General features: G+C 47.6%; 19 protein-coding genes and 1 pseudogene. 1 reads left to right on the top strand and 19 read right to left on the bottom strand.

Annotated elements, in window-relative coordinates:
• Positions 1-51 precede the first annotated feature (51 nt).
• Positions 52-189: an IS66 family insertion sequence element accessory protein TnpB gene (gene tnpB, locus ACIOWA_RS25220; RefSeq protein ID WP_401162498.1), complete on the bottom strand. Its 138-nt coding sequence runs from the start codon at positions 187-189 to the stop codon at positions 52-54.
• 228 nt (positions 190-417) lie between these two features.
• Between tnpB and ACIOWA_RS25215 the strand changes: the two are divergent.
• Positions 418-546 (top strand): annotated as a pseudogene (locus ACIOWA_RS25215) (transposase domain-containing protein); the annotation flags it as partial.
• A gap of 59 nt (positions 547-605) precedes the next feature.
• On the opposite strand, the gene ACIOWA_RS25210 reads toward ACIOWA_RS25215, so the two are convergent.
• The 18 genes from ACIOWA_RS25210 to ACIOWA_RS25125 form a co-directional block, all read right to left on the bottom strand.
• Positions 606-1,622, bottom strand: a complete 1,017-nt coding sequence (locus ACIOWA_RS25210; RefSeq protein WP_401162496.1) for a glycosyltransferase family 4 protein — start codon at positions 1,620-1,622, stop codon at positions 606-608.
• Positions 1,619-2,581 carry an NAD-dependent epimerase/dehydratase family protein gene (locus ACIOWA_RS25205; RefSeq protein WP_401162494.1) on the bottom strand — a complete coding sequence of 321 codons (963 nt, stop codon included), beginning with the start codon at positions 2,579-2,581 and terminating at the stop codon, positions 1,619-1,621. The genes ACIOWA_RS25210 and ACIOWA_RS25205 overlap by 4 nt, the downstream gene beginning before the upstream one ends.
• A 31-nt stretch (positions 2,582-2,612) precedes the next feature.
• Positions 2,613-3,755: a glycosyltransferase gene (locus ACIOWA_RS25200; protein ID WP_401162492.1), complete on the bottom strand. Its 1,143-nt coding sequence runs from the start codon at positions 3,753-3,755 to the stop codon at positions 2,613-2,615.
• The gene (locus ACIOWA_RS25195; protein ID WP_401162490.1) at positions 3,752-4,714 is read right to left on the bottom strand and encodes an NAD-dependent epimerase/dehydratase family protein; all 963 of its coding nucleotides are present in this window, start codon (positions 4,712-4,714) and stop codon (positions 3,752-3,754) included. The genes ACIOWA_RS25200 and ACIOWA_RS25195 overlap by 4 nt, the downstream gene beginning before the upstream one ends.
• Positions 4,715-4,781: 67 nt before the next feature.
• On the bottom strand, positions 4,782-5,669 hold the full coding sequence (locus tag ACIOWA_RS25190) for a glycosyltransferase (protein ID WP_401162488.1): 888 nt from the start codon (positions 5,667-5,669) through the stop codon (positions 4,782-4,784).
• Positions 5,670-5,756: 87 nt separating this feature from the next.
• Positions 5,757-6,887: a DegT/DnrJ/EryC1/StrS family aminotransferase gene (locus ACIOWA_RS25185; protein WP_401162486.1), complete on the bottom strand. Its 1,131-nt coding sequence runs from the start codon at positions 6,885-6,887 to the stop codon at positions 5,757-5,759.
• On the bottom strand, positions 6,884-7,405 hold the full coding sequence (locus ACIOWA_RS25180) for a GNAT family N-acetyltransferase (protein WP_401162484.1): 522 nt from the start codon (positions 7,403-7,405) through the stop codon (positions 6,884-6,886). Before ACIOWA_RS25180 ends, ACIOWA_RS25185 begins: the two co-directional genes overlap by 4 nt.
• A 453-nt stretch (positions 7,406-7,858) precedes the next feature.
• Positions 7,859-8,317: a sugar 3,4-ketoisomerase gene (locus ACIOWA_RS25175; protein WP_401162482.1), complete on the bottom strand. Its 459-nt coding sequence runs from the start codon at positions 8,315-8,317 to the stop codon at positions 7,859-7,861.
• Positions 8,314-9,843 carry a glycosyltransferase family 61 protein gene (locus ACIOWA_RS25170; protein WP_401162480.1) on the bottom strand — a complete coding sequence of 510 codons (1,530 nt, stop codon included), beginning with the start codon at positions 9,841-9,843 and terminating at the stop codon, positions 8,314-8,316. Before ACIOWA_RS25170 ends, ACIOWA_RS25175 begins: the two co-directional genes overlap by 4 nt.
• Positions 9,836-10,582 carry an ABC transporter ATP-binding protein gene (locus ACIOWA_RS25165; RefSeq protein ID WP_401162478.1) on the bottom strand — a complete coding sequence of 249 codons (747 nt, stop codon included), beginning with the start codon at positions 10,580-10,582 and terminating at the stop codon, positions 9,836-9,838. Before ACIOWA_RS25165 ends, ACIOWA_RS25170 begins: the two co-directional genes overlap by 8 nt.
• Positions 10,583-10,587: 5 nt before the next feature.
• Positions 10,588-11,325 carry an ABC transporter permease gene (locus ACIOWA_RS25160; protein ID WP_401162476.1) on the bottom strand — a complete coding sequence of 246 codons (738 nt, stop codon included), beginning with the start codon at positions 11,323-11,325 and terminating at the stop codon, positions 10,588-10,590.
• Between the two features lie 165 nt (positions 11,326-11,490).
• Positions 11,491-12,390, bottom strand: coding sequence for a glucose-1-phosphate thymidylyltransferase RfbA (rfbA, locus tag ACIOWA_RS25155; protein ID WP_401162474.1), 900 nt, complete (start codon positions 12,388-12,390; stop codon positions 11,491-11,493).
• Positions 12,387-13,280 carry a dTDP-4-dehydrorhamnose reductase gene (gene rfbD, locus ACIOWA_RS25150; RefSeq protein ID WP_401162472.1) on the bottom strand — a complete coding sequence of 298 codons (894 nt, stop codon included), beginning with the start codon at positions 13,278-13,280 and terminating at the stop codon, positions 12,387-12,389. The genes rfbA and rfbD overlap by 4 nt, the downstream gene beginning before the upstream one ends.
• Complete coding sequence (gene rfbB, locus ACIOWA_RS25145) at positions 13,277-14,353, bottom strand: dTDP-glucose 4,6-dehydratase (protein ID WP_401162470.1); 1,077 nt, start codon at positions 14,351-14,353, stop codon at positions 13,277-13,279. The genes rfbD and rfbB overlap by 4 nt, the downstream gene beginning before the upstream one ends.
• 226 nt (positions 14,354-14,579) lie before the next feature.
• Positions 14,580-14,819, bottom strand: coding sequence for a lipopolysaccharide assembly protein LapA domain-containing protein (locus tag ACIOWA_RS25140; RefSeq protein WP_339538256.1), 240 nt, complete (start codon positions 14,817-14,819; stop codon positions 14,580-14,582).
• A gap of 27 nt (positions 14,820-14,846) precedes the next feature.
• The gene (gene ihfB / locus ACIOWA_RS25135) at positions 14,847-15,143 is read right to left on the bottom strand and encodes an integration host factor subunit beta (RefSeq protein ID WP_003189779.1); all 297 of its coding nucleotides are present in this window, start codon (positions 15,141-15,143) and stop codon (positions 14,847-14,849) included.
• 153 nt (positions 15,144-15,296) lie between these two features.
• A complete protein-coding gene (locus tag ACIOWA_RS25130; protein WP_339431149.1) occupies positions 15,297-15,575 on the bottom strand; it encodes a hypothetical protein in 279 nt (92 codons plus the stop codon).
• A gap of 215 nt (positions 15,576-15,790) precedes the next feature.
• On the bottom strand, positions 15,791-16,310 hold a 520-nt coding region (locus ACIOWA_RS25125), incomplete at its 5' end, for a S1 RNA-binding domain-containing protein (protein WP_401162469.1).

The raw sequence follows: 16,310 nt of genomic DNA, 5'->3' as shown, positions 1-16,310 counted from the left end.
ACTATGAGGCCTTGCTTCCGTGGAACTGCTCACCGGAGATGCCACGGTAAATCAAAGCCTCATCCTGCGGTAGGTGGGGTTTATGGATCGGTTACGTTCGACCAGAGCGGCGAGGCCGTCGATGGATTTTCGCAAGTCCACGGGTTTGGGGTAGAGGTACACTTTTTCGACTTTGGCGTCGGGTCGCATCATGGCGGGGCTGGCTCCGGAGAAAAACGGGAGCACAGCATCCGGCGTCAGGGGAGTGCTTTGAATGTGTAGTTCATGGAGCGGTTACGCAACATCTTGAGCAATGCGGCTTTGCGTTCAGGTGAATAGTACGGCACGAACAGTCTCTTTCCGCCCCCGATTTGCTTTTTCAGGAAAATTCGGAGAGGCGACAACTATCCTGACACCGGGGACCGGGGGCCGGGGGCCGCCAAGGTCAACGGCCAAGAGCCCTATACGTGTCTGCACCAAGTACTGGAGCGGTTGCCGCATGCCTCGTCGGTCGAAGAATACGAAGCATTACTGCCGTGGAACTGCTCGCCGCAGATGCCTCGGTAGACCGTTGCTCCACCACTGGGTAGGTGGGGTTTATGGATCGTATACCCTGATTCAAGATCTCAAGCTTGCTCCGGCATTCCGGCACTATAGCTGTGCGCGAGAACTAACAACGGCAAATAGGCGATCACCAGTCCCACTACCCCCTCAAGCTTCAAACACACCACCAGCGCCGCAATGGGTAAAAGCCAACATAGATTGATTAACCCAACAGTCATCGTGACGATTAAGTGACTACCATGCTTCCTCGATGCGGATTGATAGGCATGGCTTCGATGGGCTTCATAGATTTTTTCCCCACGTAGCAAGCGCCGGCCCAATGTGTAAGTCGCATCAACAATGAAGACCCCCAGCAGTATCATCCAACCCCACAGAAACTGGGGGGCTGCCATTGCCCCGCTTACTGACAAAACCCCCAGCATCAGCCCAATAAACCCGCTGCCTGCATCACCCATGAATATTCGCGCAGGGGGGAAATTGAAAAACAGAAAACCTGACACCGAAGCAGCCATGACCAATGGTGCCCAAATCAGATCATCCAGCCCCATCAACCAATATAGAAAGGCAGCAGAAAGCGTTGCTGTCAGCGCCTCCACACTCGCCAAACCATCTATGCCGTCCATGAAGTTATATAAGTTGATCATCCAGACCAAATAAAAAACCGCAAAAACACCACAGGCGTACCAGGAGCCAATTACAAAACCCGCGATGGAAATAGAGGGACCACTACCAAAACAGAATAAAACACCCAGTGCCGCAGCGAAGTGACCGAGCAACCGCCAACTCGCAGAGACATGACCGTGATCATCAACAAAGCCTAATGTTGCAACCAGTACCCCTGGAAAAAAAACTGCGATGAAAAATGGTGGCGAAATCATGCCAACCGCTAGCAACAGCACGTTTGCCAGCAAAAAAGAAAAAACAATCGCTACGCCCCCCCCTCTCGGTGTAGGAACCGCGTGAGAACTTCTTGAATTAGGAACATCTATAAGCTTACGTGCTATCGCATAACGGCGTAATCCGTAAGTCAGCGCAAGGGAAAGCAGAACAACAAAAGCCACGAAGAGATAATAGATCATGCTTTGGAATTCTCAATATAAGCTTTTACAGTATTTTCTATGCCCTGATCCACGCTATAAGGTGGTTCCCAGTTCAATAGCACCGAATTTTTACTGACATCAACCTGCAAGGATGAAAAGAGGCGAATTGTGATAGCACGCCTGCCAAAAATGATCGCGCATAAACTCATCAATCGAACGGGCATAGGTATCAAAAAGGTTGATCGACCTAAGGCTGCAGATATTTTTGAAACCAGACCAGGCGTTGAAAGGTCTTCCCCGTCGCTTATCAAAAATACGTTATTTGCGGCAGCAGGGTGCACCAAACACAACTTGATAAACTCGACCAAATTGCCCAGATAAACAAAGCTACGTTTGTTACGGACTCTGGCAAAGGGTAGCGGAACCCTCCTGTTGATCAAACTGATTAGTGTTAGAAAATTGGCCTTCACGCCGGGACCATAAACCAACACAGGCCTTATTATCACCAACTCCATCTGAGACGCGGCCGCAAGGCGTTGTAACTCACGCTCAGCCTCCATTTTCGACACTCCATAAGGATCAACGGGTTCAGGGGTATCCTCTGCGTTAAACACCCTGCCCTTCTCAGTCAACTCTCCAGCAACTTTAATAGAACTAATGTAGATAAATCGCTTAACATTTGCTTCAACCGCCTGCTTTGCCAGTTTGGCCGTCTGAAGTACGTTGACTCGACGATATTCTTCTAAACATGTATGAGGATCATCATGCATTTGATGTGCCCGCGCACCACAATGAACCACCACATCTATATCTTTCAATAATGACAGATTCGCTTCGGGAACAGAAAAACCCTCTGAAATCACGAACTTTGAATTAGTGGGAGCATCTTCAATAGTTCGCCGCGACAGTGCTACGACGTTGTCGTCGGGCACTTCGCATAGCTTATGTAACAGCGCGCGACCGACAAAACCTGTTGCACCCGTCATTAATATATTCACTGACACTCTTCCAAGTTATATAAAAACGCGATCACTTCATAACTGCATTAAAATACAACACCATTTCAGCGGTTACGTAGTCTTGCGAAAAAAAATTCGCCGCGCGCTGATGAGCCTGCTCTGACATGTGGCTTCTGAATAGCGGATCCTCGTAGAGTTTCTTCATACAATTAAATATTTCATCTCTGTCGCCTGACGGATGGAAAACTCCAGTTTTTCCCTCATCAACTGCGTCAGTTAGTCCATAAATTCTTGAAACTATCGCAGGTAACCCGACACTCGCCGCCTCGACAACAGCAGTTCCAAAACCCTCACGATAGCTTGGTAGACAAAAAATATCAGCAGCAGCCATCCATTCTTCCGGGACGTCGGTAAACCCTATACGATGATAGCGCCCTTCTTTACCCAAAAGAATGGAGTCTAACTCCTCATCAACACCGTCATCGTCGGGACCGACTAAAAGCAGGTGCACATTTTCAAATTGCTCTGACAGTTTGCTGAAAGCACATGCAAGATCAACGACGCCCTTTGCCCGGGAAGCACGCCCCAGAAAAAGGAAAACAACATCGGTTTCCTTAATACCTATCGTCTCCCTGATCATGCGTCTGATTACCGGATTTGCAGAAAACCTGTTGGTATCGACACCGCTAATGGAGCCATTGCCCAAAACTTTAATCTTGCCAACCGGTGCAACTCGATTATCTTCCAAGAAGCACTTTTGCGAGTAACTATCAGCCAGAAGATGAGTCGCGCACAATGCCAAAAGCCTATCCAGCATCGATAAGAGAGCGCGGAACAGCCCAGACTTGGTTGCCCAAACTTGCCCAGTAAAGATGTGTACCCTCACGGGAGTCCTTGCTATAAACCCGGCCAACATTCCTACCAAGCCCGACTTCGGCATAAGAGAAAATACACAATCATACCTAGATATTCTTAAATGTTTAGACAATAACAAGAGGGCTCGAAAATCCTTTCCTATCGAAATTTTCCTCTCGATATCCAAACGCACAAAATCAACATGGGTAGACAGCAATTTATCAACACCACATATAGAACCAGATGTCACTAACGTAATATCAAAAAAACTCGAAAGCTTTAAAATATGCGAACGCATAAAAACATTTAGGACAACAGGCACAGTCGAAACTATACAAATTTTTTTTCTTTCCATCATTGTTTACCCTTCAGAATGGAAGGAACAGAATCTGGAATATCAAAAATTGCGGTAAAGCCTAGCTCTGCCTTAATCAGTTCATTCGAATAGCTCACTTTTGAAACCAAAGCATCAACCCTCCCGGTGGTTAGTGGAAACTTTGGTATTGACGAAAACAAAGCAACCGACAAACGAGCCAACCACGCGGGAATTACTAGACGAGGATATCTAACCTGATAACGCTTAGCCATTGCGATAATGACTTTACGTAACATGCAGTCATTAGAGACGATGTATGTCTTATTTTTAGCACGCCCGTCTGTTGCACAAAGCACAAGTGCGCGAACGACGTCTTCCACATGTACATAATTCGCGACGGCTGCAGTGTTACCGATGTAAAAAAATACACCTCTGCGCACCATATTGGCCAACTGGTGAAATGACCGATTAGACATATCCTGCCCAACAACATTTGTTGGACGAACAATTGTATAGGTCATTGCCGGATTTTCTGTGCAGTAGCTAACAACCATTTCATCTGCGACAGTTTTGGAGACTTCGTACTGGCCTACAGGGTAAGGAACGGATTGCTCGTCAACCGTTAGTCTGCGCCCGTTTGATCTCGAGGCCATGCCATAGGCACCGACACTACTAAGCTGCACAAAGTGTATCGGTTTTTTTGTTTTCTTCGAATGACTCAAAAAACTACCGATTAGTCTTCTGGTGCCGTTAACATGCAACTCGTACATCTTAGTTTCTGCTCCGACTTCTCCCATGCAGTTAATAACCACATCAACATCATGGAGCCGGGAAGATAACTCGCCCCCCAAATCAGAAACATCACCGAGGATCACCTCAACCCCAGGAACAGACAGCCACGTTTTTCGGCTTAAAATAACCACTTCATCTCCGCGAGCTACTAGAGCGCGGCACAATGCTCTGCCAATGAAACCACTGCCTCCAGTAAGAAAGAACTTCATACTCCTCCTTTAATAAAAACGCAGTGCACTATAATCCCATCCATATAAAAAGGCACAACCGGTATCACTACCACCGAAAAAAAAGATAACATAAACCCTGATAAAAACGGAGTTCCTTATAAACCTGAGGAATTCGAGCAATATTAAAAAAAACCTGCAACGACTCTTTCTTCCTGGCGATTGATAAATCCCTGAATCGTGCACACTCAACAACAGCACGCGCTTGAGCATAATATTCATGTTCTGAATATCGCTCGACAATTTTTACTTTTGCTGCATGCATGACATCAAGCTGCTTCCATGTATTGGACGAATGGACGCGATAACCCGCCAACAAATCAGAAACTACAGCAATAGCAGTACGCCTTCCTATTGAAAGTTTCAACCACATATCCCAATCTTCGACCTTGGTATTCTTGTCAAATCCTCCGACACTATTCAATTCACTGAGTCTAATTAACGCTGCAGGAGCCGGAAGCTCGGCCCGAAGTAAAAATATATCTTTAAAACTATAGATTGCATTGGCCGTCCGCTGACCTATTTTTTTGGAGTTCTCATCAATTATATAAACAGAACCAAACGCGGCAACGGTATCGGGATTACTTTCCAGATATTCAACAAGGAAACTGGTTTTATTGGCGAAAATCACATCATCAGAGGCCAGGCCACAAAAGTATTTGCCGTTGGCCCATCGCAAGCCCTCATTCAGCGTCTCGGACACCCCGGCATTTGGGCGAGAGATGACCTTGAATCGGTGAAAACGTGCTTTACAAGCATCGATATAACGCTCGACTATCGCATAGGACAAATCAGTTGAGCCATCATCAATAATGATAAGTTCAATATTCTGATAGGACTGAGCAATCACACTTTCGATGCACTCCGCTACGTAATCCGAGTGATTAAACACGGGAATGCAAATGCTAACAAGCGGTCCGGCACTGCTGGAGTACATTATATTCTCCCAAGAAAGCACAAACGCCAAATATGTTCTATGCAGCCTGCCAGTCTTTACCTAGACTGGCAGGCCTAGGAGCATTGATTAGTTCGCCAGCTTAAATGAATTACAGGCGATTACTATTTCCTCAGCTTGCTCCGGGCTCAGGGTAGGCCCCATTGGCAAGCTAAGAACTTCATTGTGAATTTGTTCAGTAACCGGTAAATCCAGCGCATTGAATTGCGAATAGGCTTCTTGTTTATGTGGCGGGATCGGGTAGTGAATCAGTGTTTGAATACCCAATTTCGACAGGTGAGCTTGTAGTTGTTCACGATGCTCAACTCTAACAACATACAAGTGCCAGACGTGTTGATGCATACTAATCACATCTAAATCTTTACTGACCGGCAAGGAGATCAAGTTATTATTAATTCCACTCGTGTAAATACGAGCAATCTCTCTACGATGAGCAACCGTCTGATCAAGATATCTTAACTTTACACTGAGCATTGCAGCCTGGATTTCGTCCAGTCGGCTGTTAACGCCCTGATACAAACTTTTATATTTCTCATGGGAGCCATAGTTACGAATAGCTCGAAGGGTATCATTTAATTCAGAGTCATTTGTCGTGATAGCCCCGGCATCACCCAATGCTCCGAGGTTCTTACCAGGGTAGAAACTGAACCCTGAGGCATCACCCCAGTTACCGGCACGTTTGCCATCGATACTGGCGCCATGAGATTGGGCAGAATCCTCCAGAACCAGCAGATCATGTTCCTTCGCAATGGCCATCAGATTTGGCATATCTGCGAGTTGACCATACAAGTGAACGCACATGATCACGCGTGTTTTGTCGGTCAGCGACGCTTTAACATTTTTTGGGCAAAGGTTGAACGTTTTACTGTCCGGCTCAACAAACACAGGCGTTAGCTTATTTTCAGTGATAGCTAGCACACTTGCAATGTACGTGTTGGCTGGCACGATAACTTCGTCACCATCTTTTAACTTGCCGAGTTCTTTCCACGCGCGCAACGTCAGGATGAGGGCATCAAGCCCGTTAGCAACACCAATGCAATGATTAACTTCGCAGTAACTAGCAAAGCTTGCCTCAAACTTTTCCAGTTCTTGCCCGCCGATGTACCACCCGGAATCAATTACCCGAGTCGTAGCTTCAATCAATTCACTACGTAACGTCCTGTTTACAGAAGCCAAATCAAGAAATGGAATAGTTGTCATTTAAAAATCACCGAAAGTTTCTGCTCTGAATGCTTAACTGCATCATTTGTAATTTCATAATAGTAATTGGCATCATCTTCACCAACCTGAACAGCGCCCATTTTCTTATGAAAGGAAATTACTCTATCGTTGCCTTTCATTACATCGAAATGGCATTTTTTGAACCCTAGTTGCTCGAAACCAAATTTATAGACTAAAAACGCACTTTCGATTGCCGCGAATCGGGTTTTATTTTCATTGAGAATCCAGCTTCCCCAACAGAACGAATCAGAGCGAATATCGTATACTCGAACAGTTCCACAAGGCGTGCCGTCAAGCCTTTGTACAATAAAATAAAACTGCTTTTTGTCAGCCTCATCAGTTTTATACTTGGCAATCCAGGCTTTTTGCGATTCGAGATCTGGAGAAACCCCTGACAAAAACTTATTGTATCTATCATCCAAACGCAGACTCAGGATGAATTCTGCGTCCGTCACCTCGACAAATCTGAGGCCTATTGTGGAATGCTCTAAATTCACTACGCGCTTCTCCATCAGTGCAAAATTGATTTTAATTTAATCCACCAATACTCACTGCTCGTTAGTTGGTTATCTGACCTATTGAATCATCAGATACACCATATCATCGTTTGAGCAGCACCACAGAACGGCTGCACCGAAATTATTGTAGCGGGCCACTGTTAAAAACACCAGAAAGTCTTAATACCGGTTATCTATCAGCCGTTAATAGCGCCCCCGTTACGCGGTATATACTGTACCTGATCGGCAGCGGCCCGAGAGGTTAAGTGTTCGCCAACCAATGCGGGTCTGGTTCAGCGCGATGAGATAGGCACGCGACAAGCCGCCATAGAAGCTGTAATTTTTTGGGCGAGGCGGTGCTGATAATTGAGACTGCGATGGCGAAACGGGGAGGAAAAGTAAAGACTTATAAAGAAAACTAAGCCCTGCGACCAGGGCTTAGTCATATTCACGTCAACTAATGGCGAGGCTTGAATTGGCGGCGGCGATGAACTTGTCATAAACCCGATAATAGTCTTCTTCATCGTAAAAATCCGATGCTAAAACCATACATACCGCACCCGAGGAAAAGTTATCAATCTCTCGCCAGATCATCGGACAAATATACAGACCTGAGTAGCTACGATTCATATGAATCGTTTTCTTGCCAAACCCATCATCTATATGAATATCAAAAGAGCCTGACATGGCAATAATCAACTGATGCAACGCTTTGTGAGCGTGACCACCCCGCTCTGCGCCGCCTGGAACATCATAAAGATAGTAAACTCTTTTTATATCAAACGGAATATGGCGACCCGCCTCGACATAAGTGAGATTCCCACGAGGATCATTAATTCTTGGCAAGGTCAATATTTCACACTTATCCAAATTCATTTCCAGCGCCTCCTCTTTTCGGGCCGCAATATTCACGCAGGAATATCCGCTTCAAGCAAACTTAAAAAGTTTTTCAAATCAATACTAAAATCAGCATGGATTCCCTTTGCAGGCGAATCGGCTGTGCCCAATACGTAGTTTATCTGCTTCCCGGAGGAGCAAGCCATATTTTGCCAATACCAATAGCTGGTGTCCGGAAACTTGCTTATCAGAATGAATATTTTTGCGTCTTTTGGCGCAAACACTAGGCTTGCTAACGCAGCACCTGACGAGCCAATAATTATTTTTGCACGACTAAACAGTGCCACCTGCTCAATAAAGGTAAGGCTTTCCACTTCAACAACTTTAAAGCCTTTTGGAACAAGCGCCGACTCCAGATCTGCAAAATTGCTGACCAATCGGGCTCCCGTTCTCCTTCTGATAATAATTTTTTCTGGCCAGTTACCATTTAATTTAACAGCCTGACTTTCTGCATTCGCCTTGAGCAAATCAAACGCAGTAGGACTGAATAGGCCGTGCGAGTGCCCATCCAATGTTGAGTTACGACGTTCGAATGGCACGTAACCCGCAACGGAGGTGATATATAAATGAGCAACAGCAGCAGCTTTACCTGTTGGTAGTGCAATAATTTTACGATCGCTACCCGTGATAACTCTTAGCGACTCCATTAAATTCCGATGCAACCCGTCATTTATAAGAATCGGAATATCCTTATAAGCCTCATTTGCACAAAAAATGGCGACTCGGGGCAATACTTCGGTAATCCAGTGCGCGTAGTTGAATGCACAGGAATCAAGAAATGAAGCAGCAACCGGGATGACTTCCGGTGCAGCATCGTGTGACATCCAGCGCCCTTTGCTTAGCGTGCGATCAAAAATTAACCGACCGTGCAGTTCTTCACTTGTGTAATCTCGAGTAAAATCATAAAGATCGTGATGTAGTATTTTGTTGTCGACCAACACAAGGTTTGACCCGCCGTACGCTATTGCATTATTCACGGAAAAAACATAAATTTCCGGGTATACGTACGATGTATGCGGCGAGGTTAAATAGTGTTGGTCATCCGCGGAAAGCACTCGTGGCGCGGGCGTCTCGACCGGTTCTTCCGTAATAAGCACCTGCAAACTCAAAGCATTCGATGCCACATAATTTTTATGACTTGTGAGTTCACGCCATCTTTGATTTTTGCTACCCGACAAATGAGCACGAATATTCGCAACAATTGGGTAACCGTTTCGCCAAAGCCACAAAAAAGACCAACGAATGAGTGCATTTTGTTTAAGGTACTTTAGATAAAACTTGCCGACTGTCGTGCCTCTTAATCTTTCAACTCTGTTATGAGAATGGTCAGTGTTGAACTCAACCCGTTGAACTGTTGCTTCAACTGCCTCAATTTTTTTCTCGGCCACACTTTGTGTCGGCGTCCATCTTGAAACCTCAAAGATACGACCTTGCGCGTTAAGCAATATGCTTAGCGAGCGCAGTTGCTCTTCGTGCTTCTCTACTTTTGCCTCAAGTAGCGCCAACTGCTTCTTTAACTGATCACTACTTAATTCATCCATGAGTTGGTGCTCCCTTGAGGTACATTTCTATTACTTCAGCAGGCGCGCCATCAGTGATCATCTTTCCATGATCCATCCAGATGACGCGATTACACAAAGATTGAACTAGGTTATGATCGTGAGAAACCATAATCATAATGTCTGCCTTAGCAATCATTGAGTGCATTCTCGCCTTGGCCTTCTCCATAAAGGCCGCATCGCCACCAGCAAAAATCTCGTCAAGCACCAGTACTTCGGGGTGTACAGCTGTCGCCAGCGAAAATGCCAGGCGCATATACATACCTGTAGAGTAGTACTTGACCGGAGTATCAATAAACTCTTCAAGTTCAGCGAACGCGATAACTTCTGGTTCAATCTCAGCCAGCTGGCTTTTTGTATACCCCAGAATCGAACCATTCAAATAGATGTTTTCTCGCCCGGTAAATTCCGGGTGGAAGCCGGCACCAATCTCCAACAACGGCGCGATACGTCCTGATACTTTTATCGTACCTTGTGAAGGTTCATAAATCCGGCACAATGCTTTCAACAACGTACTCTTACCCGCGCCATTGTGACCTACAATGCCGACGCGGTCACCCGCATTCAAATTGAAGGAAACATTATTGACCGCCAGAAAATCCGAGCACGCTGACTTGCTCTTTTTTTTGAATATGCCGGTAAAATAATCTTTAAACGAGGGTGTCGAATCGTGATAAATACGAAACTTAACTGATAAATCGACAATGGAGATATTAGACATATTATTTACAGCCTAAAGATAATTTTCTTCTCTTTAAGGAGAAAAAATATAAACCCGAGAGAAAGACTGCACGCTGCCAGAGCCATGCAAACCATAACCGTTGTAGAGTTTGGCAAGACGCCTTGAGTCAAAGGAGCACGAAACAAATCCACAAACGGAACGACCGGATTAAAGCTAACTAACCAAGCCACCTTTCCCATCAGAGCGTCATTTTTGTACATGATTGGTGTCAGGAAAAACCAGGCTTGCATTGCAATCAAAATGATGTGTTGCAGGTCCCGGAAGAAAACTGTCGCAATTGAGATAAATAGAGCAATCCCTAGCGCAAACACAAACAACAGCATATAGGCGAACGGAATAGACAGAAGCGCCCATGTCAGATGCCCACCGATTGCAAAAATGATCAAAAACAGAGCGACAAATGACAGGCAACTATCAATTAGAACCCCGAGAGCAACACTCAACGGAAAGATCAGTTTTGGTAGATATATTTTCTTTATCAGGCTTTCGTTATTTATGAACGCAGCCCCCGATTGTGTCACTATGCCGCTAAAACAGTTCCAAGGAATCATCCCTGCGAACAAGAATACGGCATAGGTCTTCAGGTCTGCCTTGAACAATGTCGAAAAAACTACAGCAGTTACGGTCATCATCATCAGTGGATTAATCAACGTCCACAGATAGCCCAAAGCAGTCCTTCGATACCGTAGGATCAAATGTTGACGGACTAACTGCCATAGCACGGCGTGGCTTCTGCACAACTCAAAAAGCTGCCTAAATGCCTTATTAATCACCCGATCACCCCAGCGACCATTTCAACATCTAAAATATAATGTTGTTTCATTCTTTTACCTTATAACTAGCAAAATACGCCCTTTGTTTCGAACTCATACCATAAAGGGTCATCATTAAGCTCGTGTACTCTTTATTTCTCTCAGAATAGCCAGTAGATATTTACCATATCCATTTTTTTCCAATGGTGTCGCGAGCGTTTTCAATTGCTCATCATCAATCCAGCCCTGGCGGAATGAAATTTCTTCAGGGCATGCGACTTTCAAGCCTTGGCGGCTTTCCATCATCGAAATAAACTGGCCCGCTTCTAGCAGCGACTCGTGTGTTCCGGTATCCAGCCACGCATATCCTCTGCCCATGACTTCAACGGCCAACTGGTGTTTCTCCAGATAGAGTCGATTCAAGTCAGTGATTTCGAGTTCACCCCGGGCAGACGGTTTTAACGACTTGGCAAGTTCTACAACTTGCGAATCATAGAAATACAAACCGGTTACCGCGTAGCTGGACTTGGGTACCGCTGGCTTTTCTTCGAGGCTGATAACCTTTCCTTGACTATCAAACTCGGCGATACCGTACCGTTCCGGATCATTGACGTGATATGCAAATACGCTTGCCCCCTCCGTCCGAGCCATTGCGTTCTTGAGCAGATTATAGAAATCGTGACCATGGAATATGTTGTCGCCCAAGACCAACGCGCAAGACCCGCCGTCAATAAACTTCTCACCAATTACAAATGCCTGAGCAAGTCCATCAGGCGATTCCTGTACGGCATACTGCAAGTTGAGGCCCCAACGCTTACCATCACCGAGCAATTGCTCGAAACGCGGTGTGTCCTGGGGCGTGGAAATAATGAGAATGTCTCTAATTCCCGCAAGCATAAGAACACTCAGCGGATAGTAGATCATGGGCTTATCGAAAACCGGCAAAAGCTGTTTTGATATAGCCAACGTTGCAGGGTGAAGGCGAGTTCCCGAGCCACCAGCGAGGATGATGCCTTTGCGATTTGTCGTGGTCATTTATTCAAAACTTCCCTAAGCATTCGGATTACACCACTTTGCCAATCCGGCAAGTGTAGAGAAAAATTGTCACGCAGTTTCTGAGTATTCAATCGTGAATTCAGAGGGCGGCGTGCAGGTGCTGGGTAAGCAGATGTATCAATGGGATTGACCGTAGAGACAACGAACTCTTCGCCAAAAGCCTTGGCGAAACCAATCACATCACGGGCATAGTCGTGCCAAGACACTTCACCGCTAGCCGTCAGGTGATATAGGCCCGCCAACTCTGGCTGATCAATGAGCCGGTGAAGCACCAAAGCCGTCACGTCAGCGATCAAGTCGGCACCGGTCGGAGCGCCGATCTGGTCAGCGATGACGTTAAGGGTTTCGCGCTCTTTAGCCAGGCGCAGCATTGTCTTGGCAAAATTTTGGCCGCGAACGCTATAAACCCAGCTAGTACGAAGAATCACATACTTGCAGCCTGATGCCTGAATCGCACGGTCGCCGGCCAACTTGCTCATGCCGTAGCTATTGATCGGAGCCGCGGTATCAGTTTCCCGCCATGGGGCTTGTCCTTGTCCACTGAAGACATAGTCAGTTGAATAATGAATCAGCCAAGCCCCGAGAGTGAGCGCCTCTTCGGCCAAGATCTGAATTGCCTGACCATTCAAGAGATTGGCCAAATCGGGTTCAGACTCTGCTTTATCGACGGCATTGTAGGCAGCAGCATTCACGATGACGTCGGGCCTTACCTGACGAATCGTTGCGCGCAATGACCCAAGATCGGAGAGGTCGCCCGACAGTCCATCCACCGTAGTGCGATCCAGGGCAATTAACTCGCCAAGCGGCGCGAGGGAGCGCTGCAGCTCCCAGCCCACCTGGCCGTTTTTTCCGAACAGGAGGATTTTCATGCCTTGTTCGAACGATCTGCGTAGTTCTGATCGATCCACTGCTGATAGCTGCCGCTCTTCACGTGAGCGACCCATTCAGTGTTGTTGAGGTACCACTCGACCGTTTTGCGGATGCCGGTTTCAAAGGTCTCTTCCGGCGCCCAACCCAGTTCACGCTGGATTTTGCTGGCGTCGATTGCGTAACGCTGGTCGTGACCCGGACGATCCTGAACGTAGGTGATCAGGCTGGCATGTGGACGGTGAGCGGAATCGGGACGCAGTTCGTCGAGCAATGCGCACAGGGTATGCACCACTTCGATGTTTTGTTTTTCGTTATGACCACCGATGTTGTACGTCTCGCCGATAACGCCCTCGGTCACGACTCTGTACAGTGCGCGGGCGTGGTCTTCGACGTAGAGCCAATCGCGGACCTGATTGCCTTTGCCGTAGACCGGCAGTGGCTTGCCTTCCAGTGCATTGAGAATGATCAGCGGGATCAGTTTCTCAGGGAAGTGGCACGGACCGTAGTTGTTCGAGCAGTTGGTGACCAGGGTCGGCAAGCCGTAAGTACGGCTCCAGGCGCGAACCAAGTGATCGGAACTTGCCTTGCTGGCCGAGTATGGCGAGCTTGGCTGATAAGGCGTGGTTTCAGTGAATAGGTCTTCCGGACCTTCGAGGTCTCCGTAAACTTCATCAGTCGAAATATGGTGAAAGCGGAAGTTGGCTTTACGTGCATCGTCTAGCGCTGCCCAATAGTGGCGCGCAGCTTCCAGCAAGGTGTAGGTGCCGATGATGTTGGTCTGGATGAATTCAGATGGGCCCGAAATCGAACGATCGACATGGGACTCTGCAGCCAGGTGCATGATGGCATCGGGTTGGTGTTCACGCAGGACACGGTCGATTTGATCGCGGTCGCAGATATCGACGCGCTCGAAAGCATAACGAGGATCCTGGCTCACTTCAGCCAACGACTCCAGGTTACCGGCGTAAGTCAGCTTATCGACGTTAACGACTGAGTCGGTGGTATTGGAAATGATGTGACGGATGACTGCCGAGCCGATGAACCCGGCGCCGCCGGTAACTAGAATTTTCACGCGAAACCATACCCTTGAGCTGCGGACAGTGACACCAACGATCACCGCCTAATCCATGAATGCAGAAGCCATCAAAACCTGTGGCTTCTGTCAGAGTCAGTCTGAATCGATGTGGGAATGTGCCACTATCGAACAAGGGCTGCATTTTACAGCTTAATGAACGTTTTACTAATGGATATAGACAGGCTGAGGCGCAATTTCGACAGATGCCATGCACCTGTCGTTTTCAGACAATTCGTTTGCGTGCCGCCCTGGACGAACGTCCCAGAAACCAGCCTAGTATCGGGCCAATCAACATACCGATGAGCAATGCCAAAACCACTACCAGCGAGACCGGCAATTGAGGCCCGGAAAAGCCTAGAAACAATAACGACACCGATTGCTGATTTTCCAGAACAAACGCCAGAATCACCAACACCAGCAAAAGAATAAAAACGCCAAGAAGTATGCGCTTGAGGTTACGCATGAGTAACTCCTTGAGAGATAGCGACTGTCAAACCCCCTCCTCCTCTTCCTCGTTCACTCGATCACGCAATTCTTTACCCGGCTTGAAATGCGGAACGAATTTTCCATCCAGACTTACAGACTGGCCGGTCTTTGGATTGCGACCAACGCGCGGCGCACGGTAGTGCAGGGAGAAGCTGCCGAACCCACGGATCTCGATGCGATCACCAGTGGCCAGACATTGGGACATTTGTTCAAGCATGGTCTTGATGGCCAACTCCACATCCTTGGATGAGAGCAGCCCTTGATGGGTGACAATTCGTTCGATCAACTCCGACTTCGTCATATTTTTCCCTTCTTTTTCAAGCAGCTAGATCAGCGCTTGAAAGGTTTTAGCATGCCCGGAAGATTTTGAACAGCCCAGGGATTGACATATCTTCTTCAGCGCTGAAACGCCCGCTTTCAGGGCATAAACTCACTCGCCAGGATCACCCCACGCTCAACGGCATATCACCAGCATGGTCCGGGTCACGTACCCAGCAGGATTGAAACCAAACGGAAACTCATCTTCGTCTTTGGCATCATCAGATCGAGTGATCACCTTGTAACCCGCCCCCTTACACTCCTTCGCCGCTCGCTTTTGACACCTCTCCCAGCCAGAGCCCAGCCCAGAGCAATCAACTTCAATGCCGCTGACACCACGCACCGCATGGGTCTTGGCATTTGTAGTACAGCCTGCAAAAACCAGTACCGCTATGAGGACAATAAACTTGTTCATCCACTTCCTTATGCCAGGCAACGCCCGACTACTACACGCTTAAGACCAAGCTTAGTCGCGAATAGGCGATTGATCCCATTAAAGAAACAGACAATCAGGCGATTGGATTGGTTTCACAGACAGCACTGATTCGCGCAGAAGAAAACCAGGACTCATCAAATCGCAGGCACAAAAAAGGGCGACCGAAGTCGCCCTTTTTAATGATCAAGCAGAACTTAGTTCTGTTTGGCCATTGCCTGGCGCAGCAGTGCCGCCATGGTGGTTTCGCCGGTAGCAGCTTCCGGAGTCTCTTTCAGGCTCTGGATTGCTTCTTTCTCTTCAGCGTCGTCTTTCGACTTGATCGAGAGCTGGATTACGCGGCTCTTGCGGTCAACGCTGATGATCTTGGCTTCAACTTCCTGGCCTTCTTTCAGCACGTTGCGCGCGTCTTCAACGCGGTCACGGCTGATTTCGGAGGCTTTCAGGGTCGCTTCGATGTCGTCAGCCAGAACGATGATGGCGCCTTTGGCGTCAACTTCTTTCACGGTGCCAGTAACGATTGCGCCTTTGTCGTTGACCGAGACGTACTCGGAGAACGGATCGCTTTCCAGTTGCTTGATACCCAGGGAGATACGCTCGCGCTCTGGGTCAACCGACAGGATAACGGTGTCCAGCTCGTCGCGCCGAGTGTTAAGAACGGGGGCGGGGTAGCGCCCCACCGGTCGGGGGGTAGGGGGGGGGGGGGGGGGGGGGGGG

Origin of the sequence: Pseudomonas sp. NPDC087614 (assembly GCF_044743485.1) — a bacterium.
GTDB classification, from domain to species: domain Bacteria; phylum Pseudomonadota; class Gammaproteobacteria; order Pseudomonadales; family Pseudomonadaceae; genus Aquipseudomonas; species Aquipseudomonas baetica_A.
The sequence above is the reverse complement of the archived record's forward strand: the minus strand, read 5'-3'. Positions and strand labels throughout refer to the sequence as shown.